General features: G+C 55.4%; 13 protein-coding genes. 8 read left to right on the top strand and 5 right to left on the bottom strand.

Going from position 1 to position 17117, the window contains the following annotated elements:
• The first annotated feature begins 26 nt into the window (after window positions 1-26).
• The 5 genes from SB772_RS01225 (at window position 27) to SB772_RS01205 (ending at window position 9235) form a co-directional block, all read left to right on the top strand.
• On the top strand, window positions 27-1277 hold the full coding sequence (locus SB772_RS01225) for a metallophosphoesterase family protein (RefSeq protein ID WP_410831460.1): 1251 nt from the start codon (window positions 27-29) through the stop codon (window positions 1275-1277).
• 3 nt (window positions 1278-1280) lie between these two features.
• Window positions 1281-4757 carry an AAA family ATPase gene (locus SB772_RS01220; RefSeq protein ID WP_410831459.1) on the top strand — a complete coding sequence of 1159 codons (3477 nt, stop codon included), beginning with the start codon at window positions 1281-1283 and terminating at the stop codon, window positions 4755-4757.
• Window positions 4758-5042: 285 nt separating this feature from the next.
• Window positions 5043-6254 (top strand): DUF4297 family anti-phage-associated protein, encoded by a 1212-nt coding sequence (locus tag SB772_RS01215; protein WP_410831458.1) that lies wholly within the window; start codon window positions 5043-5045, stop codon window positions 6252-6254.
• A gap of 34 nt (window positions 6255-6288) precedes the next feature.
• Window positions 6289-7953, top strand: coding sequence for an ATP-binding protein (locus SB772_RS01210; RefSeq protein WP_410831457.1), 1665 nt, complete (start codon window positions 6289-6291; stop codon window positions 7951-7953).
• 343 nt (window positions 7954-8296) lie between these two features.
• Window positions 8297-9235, top strand: a complete 939-nt coding sequence (locus SB772_RS01205) for a restriction endonuclease (protein ID WP_410831456.1) — start codon at window positions 8297-8299, stop codon at window positions 9233-9235.
• Between the two features lie 531 nt (window positions 9236-9766).
• Here the strand turns inward: SB772_RS01205 and SB772_RS01200 are convergent.
• Entirely contained in the window at window positions 9767-10600 is an 834-nt protein-coding gene (locus tag SB772_RS01200; protein ID WP_410831455.1) for a hypothetical protein, read from the bottom strand.
• 628 nt (window positions 10601-11228) lie between these two features.
• Here SB772_RS01200 and SB772_RS01195 point away from each other — a divergent pair.
• Entirely contained in the window at window positions 11229-12080 is an 852-nt protein-coding gene (locus SB772_RS01195) for a DUF2971 domain-containing protein (protein ID WP_410831454.1), read from the top strand.
• A 53-nt stretch (window positions 12081-12133) separates the two neighbouring features.
• Here the strand turns inward: SB772_RS01195 and SB772_RS01190 are convergent, their stop codons facing one another.
• Genes SB772_RS01190 through SB772_RS01180 form a run of 3 tightly spaced genes read right to left on the bottom strand, consistent with a single transcriptional unit; the run spans window position 12134 to window position 13190 of the window.
• A complete protein-coding gene (locus tag SB772_RS01190; protein ID WP_410831453.1) occupies window positions 12134-12694 on the bottom strand; it encodes a hypothetical protein in 561 nt (186 codons plus the stop codon).
• Window positions 12691-12951 (bottom strand): hypothetical protein, encoded by a 261-nt coding sequence (locus SB772_RS01185; RefSeq protein ID WP_410831452.1) that lies wholly within the window; start codon window positions 12949-12951, stop codon window positions 12691-12693. The genes SB772_RS01190 and SB772_RS01185 overlap by 4 nt, the downstream gene beginning before the upstream one ends.
• 35 nt (window positions 12952-12986) lie before the next feature.
• Window positions 12987-13190 carry a hypothetical protein gene (locus tag SB772_RS01180; RefSeq protein WP_410831451.1) on the bottom strand — a complete coding sequence of 68 codons (204 nt, stop codon included), beginning with the start codon at window positions 13188-13190 and terminating at the stop codon, window positions 12987-12989.
• A gap of 806 nt (window positions 13191-13996) precedes the next feature.
• On the opposite strand from SB772_RS01180, the gene SB772_RS01175 reads away from it, so the two are divergent.
• The gene (locus tag SB772_RS01175; protein WP_410831450.1) at window positions 13997-14215 is read left to right on the top strand and encodes an Arm DNA-binding domain-containing protein; all 219 of its coding nucleotides are present in this window, start codon (window positions 13997-13999) and stop codon (window positions 14213-14215) included.
• Between the two features lie 329 nt (window positions 14216-14544).
• Here the strand turns inward: SB772_RS01175 and SB772_RS01170 are convergent, their stop codons facing one another.
• Window positions 14545-16524, bottom strand: coding sequence for a sigma-54-dependent Fis family transcriptional regulator (locus SB772_RS01170; RefSeq protein WP_410831449.1), 1980 nt, complete (start codon window positions 16522-16524; stop codon window positions 14545-14547).
• A gap of 280 nt (window positions 16525-16804) precedes the next feature.
• Between SB772_RS01170 and SB772_RS01165 the strand changes: the two genes are divergently transcribed.
• On the top strand, window positions 16805-17047 hold the full coding sequence (locus SB772_RS01165) for a hypothetical protein (RefSeq protein ID WP_410831448.1): 243 nt from the start codon (window positions 16805-16807) through the stop codon (window positions 17045-17047).
• Window positions 17048-17117 lie beyond the last annotated feature (70 nt).

Genomic DNA, 17117 nt, shown 5'->3' with positions numbered 1-17117 from the left:
TGGGGACGACGAGGAAAGGGGGAAGCGTGAAGTTCATTCATGCCGCTGATATTCATCTTGACAGTCCGTTGCATGGGCTGAGCGCCTATCCCGACGCGCCAACCGCGCAACTGCGCAGTGCCTCGCGCGAGGCACTCAGCAAGCTCGTCGACCGGGCAATCGAAGAGGAAGTGGCGTTTCTCATCATCGCCGGAGACCTCTATGACGGTGACTGGCGGGATCACAACACTGGAATCTTTTTTGGCCAGCAGATGGGACGTTTGCGCAAAGCGGGCATCCGTGTATTTCTGCTCTATGGCAACCATGACGCCGAGAACGAGATGACCAAGAAGCTCACGCTTCCAGATAATGTCACTCCTTTCAGCGCGCGCAAGCCTGATCTCCACAAGCTGGACGACCTCAAGGTCGCCCTGCATGGTCAAAGCTTTAGGGATAAGGCCGTTGTCGAAAACCTGGCGCTTGGCTATCGAGACCCCGTGCAAGGTTATTACAACATCGGTGTATTGCACACGGCGTTGGAAGGTTACAGCGCACACGCCAATTACGCGCCCTGTTCACGCGCACAACTACAGGCGAAGGGTTACGACTACTGGGCTCTGGGCCATGTTCACGAATTTCAGCTCTGGTCTGAACAGTCCACCATCGTTTTCCCCGGGAATTTACAGGGGCGGCATATTCGTGAGGCCGGGCGCCGCGGCGCTGTGCTGGTCACTGTGGAGAACGGCCATACCACCGTGAACAGACTGTTCCTGGATGTGCTGCGGTGGGAGTCAGTCCAGGTGGAAGCGGCTGATTGCATCTCGATGGAAGACGTTGCCCGCAAGGTCGGAGTAACTCTGGAGAACCTGCTTTCTTCGGATGGACATGTGCCCCGGGCTGTGCGCGTTACGTTAACTGGTCAAAGCCCCGTGCACGGAGTGCTGTTCGGCAAAGCCAAAGAATTGCGTGCAGAGGTGCTGAACCAGATAGCCGTCATCGGCAACGAGAAGCTGTGGTTGGAGAAAATAAAGGTCGCAACGAGTCCGACATTACAGTCGAGCGATTATCACGCACGGATGGACGCCATTGCTGACCTGCAAGAAATTCTCAAGGAAGCGGCCAATGATCCGGAGTTCCTTGCGTTGCTTAACGGAGATCTGCAGCCGTTCTTCGGCAAGGTGAATTCCGAAGTTAAAGAAGATGTTCCGCTGCTGGCGCTTGCGAGATCCGGGAACCTGTCCGAGCTCGTGAAGCACGTTTCTCCCGCACTGCTGATGCGTCTGGCCGAGGGAAACTAAATCATGCGGATCCAGCAACTTGACCTGATCAAATATGGCAAGTTTGACAGTGAGTCCCTTGCGTTTCCAAAGGCAGCGCACGACTTCCACGTCGTCGTCGGACCCAACGAGGCAGGCAAATCAACAGTTCGAAATGCTGTGCTGGAGTTGCTTTTCGGCATGCCCGCCCGCACTCCACTTGCGTTCCTGCACGAACTGACCGATTTGCGCCTGGGGGGTATCCTGGGAAGCCAGGAGGGCGAAGTGGTTTTCCATCGCGCCCGCGGCCGGACGCAGCTTCGAACCCCGAACGACGAGAGACTGCCCGATGATTATCTGTTGCCACTTCTTGGCAGCGCAACCAAGGAGTTTTTCGAGCAGATGTTCTGCCTTGACCATGAACGTCTGGTCGAAGGAGGGCGCAGTATCCTCGACGCTTCGAAGGACCTGGGGCGTGTATTGTTCCAGTCAGCGGCTGGTATTGGCGGATTAGGTCCCGTCCGGGAAGCTTTGGAGAATCGGGTTGGGGAGCTGTGGACGAGGCGCGGAGGTAGTAGTGAGTACGCGCAAGCCGAGGCTCGCTTTATTGAGGCCGGTGCGGATTTTAAGGCGGCGCACGTGCGTACCAAGGTCTGGTCAGAAGCGAAGGACGCTCTCGACGGGATCAACGAAGAGATTGCGGAGGCCAGGGCGGAGCACTTGCGTCTCGAATTCCTGCGGTCGAAGCTTGAGCGAGTGCGCCGACTGGCACCATTTCTCATGGAATTGGCTGCCAGAGAAGCGGAGCTCAGCGAGCTTGGGGACGTTACTGAGCTTCCGTCGACCGCGTATGTCGACCTGACTTCGGGGCAGTCTGGCCTCGCCGGATCGAACAGGGTGCTTGAGGAGCGGCGCAAGGATCTTGACGCGCGCCAGTGTGAGCGAGGTGAGATCACAACGGACGATGAGATTCTCGCTTTGTCGAAGGATATTGAGTTACTCGACGAGGCTCGAGGTGCCTGTGCGAACCATCAGCGTGATTTGCCGCTGCGGCGGGCCGAGGTCGGGCGCTTGCTTGAAGCTGCTTTCGCGGCGGCTTCCCAACTCGGCTGGCCGACAGACGAGGAGACTTTGCGCGGTAGCCTTCCTGGGGCACTGTCGCTGAAGACCGTGACAAATCTCCTGCGCGAACACGGTGCGCTGCACCAGGCTATGGTTGGCGCAGAAGAAGCCGTGGAGGAGAGAAAGCACGATCTCCAGATGCTCCATGAGCAGTTTGAAGGACTCGTGGCGTCGGAGGTTCCAGGCGAACTTCGCCTGGCTCTCACGGAGGCTCAAACGCTGGATCGCAGCCACTCAAGGCGGCAGTCCCTCAAGGCTGACATTGAGGAGGCCGACCGCCAGTTCGCCGATGCGCTCGCAGCGTTAGGGCGCTGGAGGCCGTCGCTGGAAGCACTTCGGACCATGGATGTGCCATCAATTGCTCGTGTAACGGCTCTCCAGCGCGAGGAACAGGAGCGTATGGGTGCCGTCAGGAATGCACGTGGCAAGCTCGATGAGTCGCAAGCCCTGATGGAGCGATTGCGACTCGAGGAGAAGCATTTCACGGAAAGTCACAAGGTGGTGACTCACGCCGAAGTTCTGGATGCGAGGGGGCAGCGGGACAACTCCTGGCACGATGTCAAGTCTGGAGCCGTCACCATTGAAGCAGGTGCGCAGGCCGTAGATGTCGCGACCCGTCTGGCGGATGAGCTTGTGGACTTGCAACTTGGCAGTGCTACTGAGGCGGCCAAATTGCAAGGCCTTCGCGAGCAGGAGGCGCTCGCGCGAGCGGATGTTTCTCGCAAACAGGCGGACGTTGAAGAGAGAAAGGCCGAACTAGCGCAGTTTCAGACAGAGTGGGCCGCGCTCACCATGGATATTGGGCTGGATGGCATCGCGCTGGATGATCTGCCCCAATGGGTTATCAAACGAGAGGCGGCTTTCGCCGCCGAGGTTACGTTGCGTCAATGCAGACGTGATCTCGCCGGAGAAGAATCTGCATACGGAGGCGGGATCGAAGCACTTGCCAAGGCTCTTGAGGCCGTGTCGGTCACCGTTGTCGATGCGACGGACATGGCGGCTCTCTTGTCCACCGCATCCGCTTTCGTACAGAGCGCTGATTCAGCGCGGACCAGGAAGGAAAGCCTTGATCAACAGATAGCCCAGGGCGAGCGAACGCTCAAGACGCTGAAAGCCAAAGCCGAAAAGGCCGCTGAGGTGTACCGGGCTTGGGAGGATCAATGGCGCGGTGCCTTGCAGGCCGCGAAGCTACGTGAAGCTTCAACGACGCTGGCTCAAGCAGAGGGCGCAGTGGAGCTGGCCAACACGGTGGCTGAGAAGCTGGATGCGGCGGAAGATATCCGCCGAAACCGTATCGAGACCATGCAGGCTGACCTGGACGCGTTAGAGGCTGAGACATGTCGACTCTCCCGGTTGCTGGACGAAGATCTCGTGAAGCTAGCAGATTGGTCGGAGGCTGCGCGGCGCCTTATGACACGCCTGCGTGCAGCGAATAGTGCCGCGCAAGCTGCCATGCTGGCGGACGAGGCGCTTAAGGAAGCCAAGGCAAGGAAGGAGAATGCGGAACTTGACGTAGTGACCGCGGAGGAGCGGATCCAGCCCTTGCTGAAGTTGGCCGGCGTCAAGACCGTTGAGGAGGCATTGCCGCTGATTGATCGATCAGATAAACGCCGCGCATTGCTGGAAGCGATCGATAAGGCCACAAGCATGCTATTCAGGGAGGGCGACGGTCTGACACGGGAGGCCATTGAAGCCGAGGTGGCTGAGCACGACCCGGCCGCAGTCGTTGGCATCCTTGAGGAGGCAAAGCGAGACCTGTCCCGATTGACCGAGCAGTTAAACGTCCTCGCGCAGCGGCAGGTCACCGCGCAGCAGGCGTTCTCCGCGATCAACGGGCAAGCGAATGCTGCAATCGCGGAGGCAAAGCGTCAGGAAGCGCTGGCCGCAATGGGGGATGCCTCAGAGCAATACCTCGAAATCGCGACGGCTAGCAGACTCCTGAAGTGGGCCATCGACCGATATCGTGATCAAAAGCAGGGCCCGATGCTCCAGCGGGCCGGTGAGGTGTTCGCACAGCTAACGCTAGATCAATTCACCAGGCTTGTTGTTGACCACGAGGCGAGCCCACCGGTCCTTTATGCCAAGCGCACCAGAGGCAAGCAGGTGGAGGTTTCGGGCTTGAGTGAAGGAACGCGGGACCAATTGTTCCTCGCACTGCGTGTCGCTGCGCTCGAGCTGCACCTTCAGCATGCGAAGGCGTTGCCTTTTATCGCTGATGACCTGTTTGTGAATTTCGATGACGAACGCGCCAAGGCCGGTTTAGAGGCACTGCGCGAGTTATCAGGCCGGACCCAGGTGATCTTCCTCACGCATCACGAACATCTACGGCCGTTGGTGCAGGAAGTATTCAGCAGTACCGTGAACGTCGTGGAACTGCGGAGAAACGCTGTGACAGCCTGACGATATGCGCTGTCAGATCAGACCCGTGATTTAGGCGTAGTCTGCTTATCGCAGTGATTCCATAGGAAATCTGGACGCAGGCTGGAAACGGGATCGAAGTCGAGATAACTCATTTAGGCGGAGTGATCCCGGCAAGTACGGATGTTGGTGACCCAGCCAACGGTGAATGCCGAATATTTTCGGCGTCGTCCCGGTCCCGATTTCCCTGACGGGACGACTGTAGTGCAGTCACGCCACGCGTTCGATGCGAATGATAAACAGTGAAGTGAAACGGATAAGATAGAAATGAGCGATAGAAGTGCTGTCGATACGATCAGGGGATATTTTTATCAATTTGATCTTTCCATATTAAGCTTGCTGCGCCTGGCGGGTGGTAACGATTCCATTGAAGTCGAATGCATTGAGGATATCGACATACGAACTGCATCCGATATGTCAGCCGTCCAGTGCAAGTATTACGCGAAAACAGAATACAACCATTCGGTTATCAAGGAGGCGGTGATGTACATGCTGTCTCATTTCAAAGAGGTTAGGTTAGGGAGCAAGCCGAAGATCAAATACATTCTGAAGGGACACTACGCGTCCGGGCAGGATAAGTTGAGCAAGGGAATCGACGTTGATTTTCTAAAAAGACACTTTCTCACTTACACAACTAATAAGGTGGAGCACTGCCATCACACAGAGCTGGGTTTAGATGACAATGACCTTGCTGACTTCCTGTCGGTGCTGACAGTGGATATTCATGCCCCAGAATTGGAGAAGCAGTTTCAGGACGTGATTGACCGTCTGGCGGTGGAGTTCAACTGTAAGCCATTCTCGGCAGAGTTCTTCTATTACAACAATGCACTTCGTGTTATCCGGGAACTCTCGATTCAGTCAGATCCGGTCAAGAGGACGATTACGAAGAAGCAGTTTCTGGAGCGAGTGGACACGGCCAGTATCCTCTTCAATGAATGGTTCGTGGAGAGAAAAGGAAAGAAAAATCATCTGGCTGCGTTACGTGCCGAATATTTCACTACACTCAACATATCGCCATTTGAGCGATTTTTTTTGATCGAAGTCGACACCGCATCGTATGTTCGCGATGAGCTGAAAGATCTACTCTTTGCTCTTTCCAAGAAATGGGCGAAACTCTCCCGGCTAGAACCCTCTCCATTCTGCCCGTACGTTTTTATTCAGGGAATTGCTGAAGATGAACTGCTCTCTTTTAAGAGAGACCTGCATATGGAAGGGTTCAAGTTTGTCGACGGATATGATTACAAAGGTGCGGACTTCGACCCGAACTCGGTAGCACAGAAGGCAAGTCACAACAATGGGATCAAGATAAAAATATTGAATACTCTGAATGATCTGGAGGCAACCTTGGTGGCGATCACGAAAACCCGGAAAGTGTACCAGTTTCATTTTGGGAAAAGCTATTTCGAATACAATAACCCTTCGGTCGGTCACGTAAGGATTCAAGTCGAACAACTGTCCGACATCAAGGCGGTTATCTAATTAATTCAATACTGACATGGCAAGTGAGATAAAAATGGACGATATCAACGCACAGGTGATAGCCGTTTTTCCGGATAAGGTTCGGATCGTCGTCGACGATCTTGAAAATTTCAAGATAGCAGAGGAGTCGCTGAAGGTCGGTTCATACCTTAAAATCGCCGATAATGAGAACGCAGTTTTGATTGCAATCATTGAGAATTTTCAGATTGCAGTCGGAGAGGGTGGGAAGCGAGACTATATTATTGAGGCATTCCCGCTGGGTATACTTCGGAATGGTAAATTTGAACGCGGGGGAGATTCACTCGCCATTCCACCGAAGGAGGTCAGGCCGGCGACCATCGATGATATCAAGAAGATCTATGTCGATTCAGTAAAAGACGCTGAAAGTTTCTGTTTTTCGACGCTCGCTTCGAACAAGGATGTACAGGTCCCGATCAACGGGAATAAATTTTTCAACAAACACATCGCGATCGTCGGATCCACCGGATCAGGAAAATCGCATACACTTGCGACGATCATCCAGCGCGCAGTAGCGGGAAAGAAGGGCGACTTCGCACTTAATAACTCTCACGTGATTGTCTTCGACATTCATTCGGAATATAAATCTGCTTTCCCCGCGGCTAACTTCATAGATGTTTCCAATCTGACGCTACCCTATTGGATGCTGAACAGTGAAGAGCTGGAGGAGTTCTTTCTCGATACGGAAGCAAACGACCATAACCAGAGAAACATCTTCAAAGAGGCAATCATCTGGGACCGGCGACAAAAGTTTCAGGGATCAGATGCCGATAAGCAAAAAATTCACATGGACTCCCCCCTTCTGTTCGACATCAGGAAGGTTCTCGAGTATGCAATTGCCAAGAACACGGAGCTCATCGATTCGGGCGAGGTGTACGCGGCTAGCAACAAGGAAAAGGCAGGGCAACCTAAGTTGACGCAGGGAAGTCTCTACGGGAAGCTCACAAATTTCGTCAACCGCCTGGAAAACAAGGTCAATGACAGTCGGCTTGATTTCTTCTTGGGGGAGAAATCCAAAAGCATTACCTTTGAGGACGCGCTCCAGGTTCTGCTTGGCTACTCGTCGAATAAATCCAACGTCACAGTCATCGATCTGAGTGGTGTTCCATTCGAAGTCCTAAGTATCACCGTATCGCTCATCTCTCGTCTGATCTTCGAGTACGGATATATATATAAACGCCTACGTTGTGCAAAAGATCCAAATGAAAAAATCAACAACGACGTGCCGATCCTCCTGGTTTATGAGGAGGCGCACAAGTATGTCCCGAACAGCGAGTTGTCAAAATACCGATCATCGAAAATATCGATTGAACGGATCGCGAAGGAGGGGCGGAAATACGGAGTCACTTTGCTTTTAGCAAGTCAGAGACCGTCCGAAATATCGGAGACGATTTTCTCGCAATGTAACAATTTTATTGCGATGCGACTGACAAATCCTGTAGATCAAGGATACGTCAAGAAACTGCTGCCAGACTCCTTGGGGTCGCTGATCGACAAGATGACATCCTTTCGACAAGGAGAAGCGTTGCTAGTTGGAGAGTCGATCATCCTGCCGTCCATCGTCCAGATTGACCCGTGTACGAATGCTCCTTCTTCGAACGACATTCCGTACTGGGAACTATGGAGGGAGCAGTGGAAGGAAATGGATATGGCCGCGATCAAAGCGGAATGGTACAAGTAGCTTAGGGGTAAGCCTCCCGGCTCTGCCGGGGGCGTACCGGGCGATGGCGGTCCGCGACCACCCTGAAGCGCTTACCGAATTTGCCCCACTTAACCCTGCTGCTGTGCGCAACTCGAGACGTTCGACTACTTGGATGGCAACAGCGAGGCGAGCGCTCACCCGGTCGCGATTCCACCCGACGCCTTGCGGACGTTGCTGAGCCATTTGTGGACTCCCTGTGCGAACGAGCATGCGCTTCAACCCCGACACCATCTTAATTGCTGCATCTTTCATGAGCGACCACGCTCGTCGGTAATCGGTGGTATTCCGCTATACATAACAAAACAAGCATGTGGGGAGTAAAATGCCTGCGCGAACAAATGATTTCCAGAAACTCGTAAAAATTATTAATCGCCACCTGGCGCCAGCAGGCGCGAAAGTGAGTGAATCTGCCATGCTTTATGATCAAGAGGCAGGCATCGATAGGGAAATTGATATACTCGTTGAGAGTAAATTGTTGAATTGCGACATTAAAATCGGGATTGAGTGCACGGCCATTTCGAGACCTGTCGATGTTCGGATTATTGAAGCATTTCGAGAGAAGCACCGAAAGGTCGGAATCAATCAAACCATCGTTGTTTCAAAAAACGGATTTGCTGATCCTGCTAAAAATTATGCCAAAAAGAACGGGATAAAGCTTCTGACATTTAATGCTGCGAAAAGCGAAAATTGGAAAAAGAATTTCGAGAAATTGAGGGATTTATCAGTTTACGGGCGTCGTTATTTTTTGCAATCTGTAAATGTTTCATTTTCCGAGGATAAAACAAATCACGAATTTGTTTTCGATAACGACGTCCAGGTTGCGCAAGGTGATTCGTGGATTCCAATTAATCAGTATGCAGTCAATCTGTTTTTGTCATCCGAGATTAGCAAGCACAAGGCTCGTGAGTTAATGGAGAATGAGGCCAGCGGTCCTGATCCATGGTTGAAGATTGGATTCAATCTCAGTTCAAGTGTTGATTTTAGGGATAAAGCTGGAAAATTGTCGAGGCCAGAGGAAATCTTGATCGTGTTTGGCTATACCTCGAATTATAGATCATTAAATTCCGAGCAAGTTTCTTACGATGGAGAGCCTCTTGTTATTGGTGGCTTTTTTGACGGAAAAGACGGCGGTTTTGCCCAGGTTGCGTTTAATGAGGTTGACGGCAAGGTGGTCGGGACATTCGAATTTGACGACAAATTTTTGCCGGATGTATCGAAGTTGGCCGCCAAACTCGGACGAGAAGCCAAACCGGTTAAGTAAAGCTGACCTGGGTGCGGTTTGCGGTTGCTTCTCAATGGCCTTCTATTGCATTCAGTGGGGGGCGCGATCATCCGCGCCTCCTGCTTGCCCGCGATCGATGCTGTGACTCATCGGCTCGGCCCATCAAGTTCACGAGGCGGACGAGGTTCGGACGTCGGAAGGTCGGTCGGCGAGCCGCAATGGAATTTGCGGCGACACTTGTCTAGGAGACGCCGAACGCCGGCCGCGATCGCCCCCTCAGGTGTGGTGCACGGGCGCTGTCGGGGAGTGATGCGCTGGGCCGTGCTCGGTGGCAACCATGCCGTGAGCGCTCACAAGGTCCCGGGTGGCGCTTGGCCGGGGGAGCTAAGCCAGAGGCGCGTTGCGACTATCGCCATGGGCGACGGGTCGGTGAAGCTATGGAACACCTTGCATCGCAGTTTGTGGACGCCAACCGCTGGGAGGGGCTTCTCGTTGAAGTCGCGGCTGACGTATTTTTCGCGTTTGGCCCAGGGTGTCCATCGGCAGATACGGAAAGAGCCTCGTCTGCATCTATTGCTCGCGCTCGTTGACACGTATCCGCCTTACGGCGCAAGCCCGAAGCGATAGTTCTGGCGCCGAAAACTGCGGATAGGCGCCGCAAATCCGCGGTTCCTCCGACCCGTCAAACACGCCAGCCCGAGCCTCCGAGGCGTCGACCAGACGAAGAGTGTTGTCGTAGTAGGCCGTTGCGGACGGAAGCGTGTTTAGCGCACGAACAACTTCGCGAACATCGGTCTTTCGCGTTGCCCGCCAGTGCCTGGGCCAATACAGAACGCTTCCCTGGAACAGGTCGTTGAGAACGTCTTTGAGGTGCGCGTCGAACGGAACAAGATACCTCTCCGGAACGATCTGATTCATAAATGAGCGCGTGAATGACGCTCCGATGATTCGTTGCGAGTGTTCCATGCGAGTGGCATCGATAAGCGGCTGGCCGAGATACACCCCACGCTCACTATTCAACACCGCTTCGCCGAGCGCGAGCGCTCCGCGCAACGGCAAACCTATTTCCAGACTATGGCAAATCATTTCGTTGCAAATGTCGAGAAGATTGTCGCAGGGAATGGGGTGATACTGCCAACCTCCGGCGGGCTCGGATGCGCGCCGCTCGCGCTCTGCGGGCGTCAGGTCGAGGGCTGCGGGGTATCGAGCCTCAGGAAAATCTGTGTGCGTCCACACAAGCAGCGAATCGCTCGCGTAGGCGCCGTGAAGATGGGAAAAGACGAAGGCGTCACCGTCTGATAGCCAATAGGCGCTTTCAGAAAATCCCATCTCTCCAAACACGCGGCGCATGTGCTCGTTCCTCGCGTCCACAAGGTCAATCAGCGCGACATATTTTCGAAGCATGCCGTCCAGGCCAAGAGCGGAGAAGCGTGATTCAAATCCCAACACGTCAAAGAAGCACAACGAAAGCGATTGAAGTTCATGGCGGACGTCCTCGGTTCCCAGGCGTCCTCGATTCTGCCTTGTGTCGCAAGCTTTCGCGAAACAGCTTCACCGCCAACGCACGAGGCGAAAGGGGCGGAGGTGCCATGATTTAATATCGGAGCGGCGATATGTGAACGCTTTCATTTCCCACTTACACACAGGCGCAGGCCATGGGATTGCTCTTGACCTTGCAGGAAGCGGAGGGTGGCACGGGCAATACCGGCGCATGCTTCGCTGGCGCGGGAGGATTGGCGCAGCCGTCGCCGACGGCCGAAGCTATAACAGGGCGGCATTCCAACGCTGGGACGTCGGAGCGCCATCCCGGCTTTTCTTCATTGTTCGCAATCCGGGCGCGTCAAGGATTCGCTGCGCCGGGCCGTGCCCGCCCTTAACCCGAGTTTGCGGGAGCGGAAATCAGGGTCACCAGGGACTGAACGAACGCTACAAGAAACAAACCGTTGGCGCGACCGTGAAGCTGTGGCCTAATTTGGGAGAGTCCCCTCCAAAGGGACCAGCCTAGCGTTTGCAAAACGTTCGAGGGAAAATCGTGGCCATTCCAAACACGGTCTATCACTATTGCGGGGTCGAGGCGTTTTTGTCGATTTTGAAGGGTGGGCGTTTGTGGGTGTCCGACGCGAAAAAGACAAACGACCGGCAAGAATTAGAGTGGTTCAAGAATCTGGCTTTTCGACATCTCGAAGCGCAGTCAAAAAACGACGCGGATCTCAAAGATGTTTCCGATAAACTCGATTTTCATTTCGAGGTCATTCAAGGTATCAGTGACTATTTCATCTGTTGCTTTTCCGAAGACAGGGATTCGGTTCCGCAATGGGCCGCTTATGCGGAAAAAGGCGCAGGATTTGCAATTGGGTTTGATGTCAACGCGCTTCGGATGGCGGTCGGAGCGCCCTTGTTTGATTCTACATATTCCGTCTCGCTTGGCGAGCAAGGTTCGGGAGAATGGACTTTTGCGTCGGTTTTCTATGGGGATCCGAACACCGAGGACGATAAGATCAAACATTTAAGAATGTTGATCGACATCGAACCGTTGTTTACCGACAAAGACGCTTCCACGGTGGCTTGGGAATACATCGACCGCGTCTGCGCGTTTTGCAAGCACCCCGACTTTTGGACCGAGCGGGAGTGGCGCATTGTCCACAACGCCACCCTTTCGCGACAAAACGGTCGCATGAACGAGAACGCCCCCGAAAAATGTTGGCGACGCGGTCCCTATGGACTTACACCATATTTCGAAACACCTGACATTCGGCATTGCGTCCGGGAAGTCGTGATCGGGCCAGCGAACGTGGACCGCGAGGCCCGCGAATATGTGAGCCAGTTCTTGGAGTCGGTTGGGGTCAACGCCGAAGTCGATATTTCGAAATCGCCCTATCGTTGAGCTGCGCCCGCCAGAGCGAGGATGGTTCGCGAACTGCCCGATCCCGTCTCAGCCTAGTGCTTGTGCGGAATGAAGAATTGAATTTGCTCAATCTTGCTTTTGTCGAGCTTTCGCCAATCGACCGTGAACTCGCGCTCACGCAGCCAATTTGCGCTGTGTTCGGATGGTCCCGCGATGATTGCGTCGCTGGGGGCGACGACGTTGAGAATTACGCCACCTTCGCCGGTGTTGTTCAGCCCGCTCGCGAACATGTGGGCAGTCTCTTTTTGATCGCTCCATGCAGTCCCGATTTTTCCGCCCCGAAAGCGGTCTCTATTCTCGCCTCGATAGAGAACAAGATGCGGTCCTTCATACCGAGGCAACCAGACCCAAAGCATGTTCATCAGCAACTCGTCGTCGGCAACGAGTTCTCGTATGCGGTGGCCGGAGACATGCCATTGTGTGTGGAAGCTGTCGGCGATCTCCGGCTCCTTGGGCGGGCAGGAGCAAAGGTCGCGAATCAGCGCGCGCCACTGAGCCCGATGCTTCTCGACATCGCGACTTCGAATGATTGGCATGTATTCCTTGCCTTCGAGAATATGCCTCAAAAGAGGCGGGTAGCCTCCCTGGGTCATCGGGCGTCGACAGGTGCCGTCCAACCGGACATTTCCTCCGTCAAAACAAAGCGAAGGTCGGCCGCGGACATCGCCCGGACTTGGGCCGGAGGCCATTTGAACTTGTGCACGATATAAAAATGTATAGCGTCCATGCCTTCAAGGTCTTTGTATCCTTCGCGTTCGGCGAGCGTGTCGCCGAAAACAGCCAACATGTAAGCCAGATTGCCTTCTGCCTCGTTCAGGCGCTTCAAGATTTCGTATCGCTCTTTGTTCATTTGACTCCTCTTTGTTGTCATGTGGGAGCGGTTATTCAAAACATCAGTGGCAGCTCCCCGTCGAATCGGTCAAGCGTGGCTTTCAGTTCGGCAAACGGCTTCGCGTGCTGGTAGTTCGCGAAGTGCGGCGAGCTGAAATCGACCTTCGCCTGGTCGTAGTGTCCCACGAGCGCCATCAACATGGCCGGATGAATGTGCAGTTCCGCCATTCCTTTGTTGAAGCCTGAAGCTTGCGGCATCCACTGCGGCAGGAGAAAAGGCTAGGGTCTCGAAGCACGACTGCTTCGAACGTCTTGTCGAGCAGACCAGCATTTTGCATTCGCTGAAAGCTTCTGTAGCGACCGGCCGTTTGACAATCGCCTTGATGGCCTCTATCTCGCCGCGACGGGAAATCGACCTGCGCGTGTGTCCGGCGCCATGTTCGATGTATAGGATCTCTTCGTACGCGAAAACGGTGCCCGAGATGTCGCGCAGCATGAGGACGTGGCGCCCAGTTCGTCTTGCCGGCGTGCTGCTGGAGAAACCACCCACGCTATCGCTCGCCGGTCTGACGCAACGAGCCTACATTGCAGGTGACGCCTACAAGGAAGGGTACCTGCGGTTTTCGATATGCAGCCTCGCGGGCGAGGGAATCCGTGAAGTAAGAAAAAAGTTGCGCAGACGGGACACGGCTGCGTATAATTGCGTTCTTCGCTGTTGCTGACTGACAAGCGGCTTCTACTTGGTCTGTTATGGGGTAGATGTTGTTGAAAAGCATCAGATCGTGGATGATGTACCCCAAGTTGTACCCGATGGGGTTTGTGATTCACGAGAGCCTTTGGTGGCAAAGGTCTGCAGGGAGTTTTTCGATCCCGCTTACCCCATCAGAGCATTGTTGATGTGCCGCAGACAGCCACTGAAGTCCGAAAAGCCCTGAGAAATCAGGGCTTTATCTTTTTCTACGGCCCGTAGAATTCCCCTGAGTTCCGCCCTGTTCCAGCGTTTGCATTTGACCTGCAGTGTGACCCAGAATGGTTTCTCACCATTCTCGATTTTGGGTCACACCATGGGCCTTCTTACCGACCGGCAGATCCAGTCTGCCTCGCATCGATCCACCGACTATTTCCTCTCCGATGGGGAGGGCTTGTACCTTCGGGTTCGTGCGACCCGCAAGATGTGGATGTTGCGCTACAAGCAGGACGGCCGAGAGGTCCGGCTCGGCCTGGGTCGGTATCCGTTCGTGTCACTCGCGGTCGCTCGAGTATGCCGAAGTCTGGCTCATTGATGCCGACAACATCACCAGCCTCTCGCGCCCGGGACTGCAAGGTATATAAGGTCGCGGCGCTTGCTCAAGCGCTTTTGGCGGCGATATCTCGCGTAATACGCTGGCTGCGAGCTTGGTTCTCCGAAATCAAGCTCTGAGTGTCAATGAGGCCTCCAAATGCCGCATACGAATGGATTGGCTTTTCGGGGAATCACCGCCGCGCTTGCAGTGGCCAGGACGTTCGTGCAACGTCCGGTTCCTGAACTGTCGGCGGTCTGGAGAGCGGAATTCGAACGCAGGTCTGACGGGAGGCGTGAACTGCGAGAGTCAATAGACCGTCGCGTTCAACATCATATGTTGACGCGCCGGGTGACCCCAAGGTCGCGCACAATGGCGTACTTCCTGATTTTCTGATACAGCGTACTTTTCGCTATGCCAAGTTGCGCGGCCGCCTGGGTCAGGTTGCCCTGACTTTGCTGGATCGCAAAACGAATCGACTCTGCTTCTGCCATTTCCAGCGACCGGACTTTTTGGCGTGCAAGCGCAGACAGCCCGGCGGACGCCTTATCTCGAACGCCCCCAGGAGCAACGGCCGAATCGCCGATTTCTGGCGGCAGCTCGGCGACTGTAATGATTCCGTCGCGGGCCATGAGGACCGCGCCCTCGATTGCATTTCGCATCTCGCGGACGTTACCGGGCCAGGCGTAGTTCAGCAGGCATTCATACGCCACGTCGTCGAAGGCGGCATGGCTTGCGCCGTACCGTTCGCGCGAGACACTCAACCAGTGCTCGATCATCTCGGGCAAATCCGTCTTGCGTTCGCGCAGCGGCGGTATCGAGATGTTCGTGACGGCCAGCCGGTAATACAGATCCATGCGGAATTTACCGTCAGCGACGTCTGCACGCAGGTCGCGATGCGTGGCGGCGATCAGGCGCAAGCTGACCTTCCGAGACGCACTCTCGCCCAATCGGTATATCTCCCCTTCTTCCAGCACACGCAACAAATGCGGCTGTATGTCGAGTGGCATTTCGCCGATCTCGTCGAGGAACAGCGTGCCGTGATTCGCCGCTTCGATTTTCCCTGTCATGCCTGACCTGCGTGCGCCGGTAAACGCACCTTCGGCATAACCGAACAGCTCACTGCTCAACAAATCGCGGGACAAGCCACCGCAGTTCAGCGCGACGAAGGGACCGTCTGCCCTCGAGCTGGCCTGGTGAATGCCTTGCGCGAACAACTCCTTGCCAACGCCGGTTTCGCCCAGCAGCAGGACCGGGACCGAGGCTTTGGCCAGCTGCTGTGCTTTCTGGATAGCCGCGCGCAGTGCAGGGCTCGTGCCGACAATGCGAGAGAACGCCGCGGCAGGCGTGGACTCGGCGACCGGTATCGCCTCACGTACCGCATCAGACAACGAAGCGGCGCGCCGACTGGCAGCCGGCGCAATCAACATGAAGCCGAGCGTGTCGACGCCTTCAGCGACGCGTTCAATGCGTGTGAGGCGCAACCACGCCGGTGATTGCGGCGACATGGAGCCACCGGCAATCCTGGCGATGTCCGGGATCGGAAAAGCGTTGTCCAGTGCGCCTGATACGCCAAGCCGCGCAAAGGCGGCTGACGCCAGCGGGTTGGCTCTGACGAGACGTCCGGACTCGTCCAGCACGACGACGCCGTCCGTACGACCGGAGCAGTAAGCCATGCAACGCTCCATCAGGCGCAGACGGCGCTCCATTGCGAACTTCCCGAGCCGGCTCTCGATACGCCCGGCCATCGAGACGATAAACGCCAGGCTATGCTGGCTGTAGGTTTGCGCAAGGCCCGAGACATCGAGTACGCCGAGTACGGTGCCGTCGAGCGGATCGCGGATCACCGTAGCAGAGCATGTCCACTGCTTGATACCCGCGCAGAAATGCTCCGAACCATGGATCTGGACCGGTTGCTGCAAAGCGAGGGCGGTGCCGATCGCGTTGGTGCCACAACTGAACTCGGTCCAGTTACAACCCGGTATCAACCGGACCTCGCCGGCGGGTTCAACGACGCGCGTGTCGCCGGCCAGTTCGAGGATCATGCCGTCCGTATCCGCGAGCAGCAGAATGGTCCCCGTCTGCGAAAGGAACTCGCGTGTCTGCTGGATAAGCGGCACGCTGGCATGCATCAGGCGGTCGTTCCTCATGCGCAAGTCGAACAGGGCCCCTTCTTCAAGCGGTAGTGGGGCACCCGCCGTATCGGGAGCCACCCGGCCATCAAGGCAGCGATGCCAGGAATCGTCAACGACCCCACGCAGGGCACCAGAGGGAGGCTTGTCACCTTGAATCAAACGCTCCCACGCCGCCATGACGCTGGCGTCCTGAGCGGGACTGGAAAACCAGTCCATCGGCGTGCCTGTCTCTTTCATGCTGCCTCCGTGTGAGTACGAGTACCTCACCCGATCAGAGGGTTCGCCTTGCCTGATGGCGTTTTCTTTTTTTGCACATCAGCGATCGATCTCGACGCGATCGCCTTACAGGCGCGGACCTCCGTCTGAATTCTATGCCCGAAATACAGCGTCGTCCGGAAATCGAACGCTTTGCGCAACTGGCACCCGTTCAGGCGCCCTAAAACTCAAACAAATATCCATGAAATCAACAATGTGGCGTCACGACGGCGATGCTGGCATGGCCCATGCGTTTAACTGGGCGAATGCGAGCCGCAAGATTGTTTCCGCGCTCGGTCTCGTAGCAGAAAAGCGCTCACCTTTGCGCGACAGGAAAGAGGTCGAAGGAGAAGACGATGAACACCGGTCAGAGGTCCCTGCGCTTGCTGGTCGAAAAGTGGCTGGCGCCCACTCCGGCGATCCCGGCTCACGTCACGCGGTTTAGTCGCATGGGTGCGAATCAGAGGCGCTATGTGCGCGTCGAAGCGTTACATCCGACCGGCCTGCTGGCGTTT

The organism is Paraburkholderia sp. SIMBA_030 (assembly GCF_046535245.1).
Lineage (GTDB): Bacteria > Pseudomonadota > Gammaproteobacteria > Burkholderiales > Burkholderiaceae > Paraburkholderia.
This window is presented reverse-complemented; position numbering and strand designations above follow the sequence as displayed.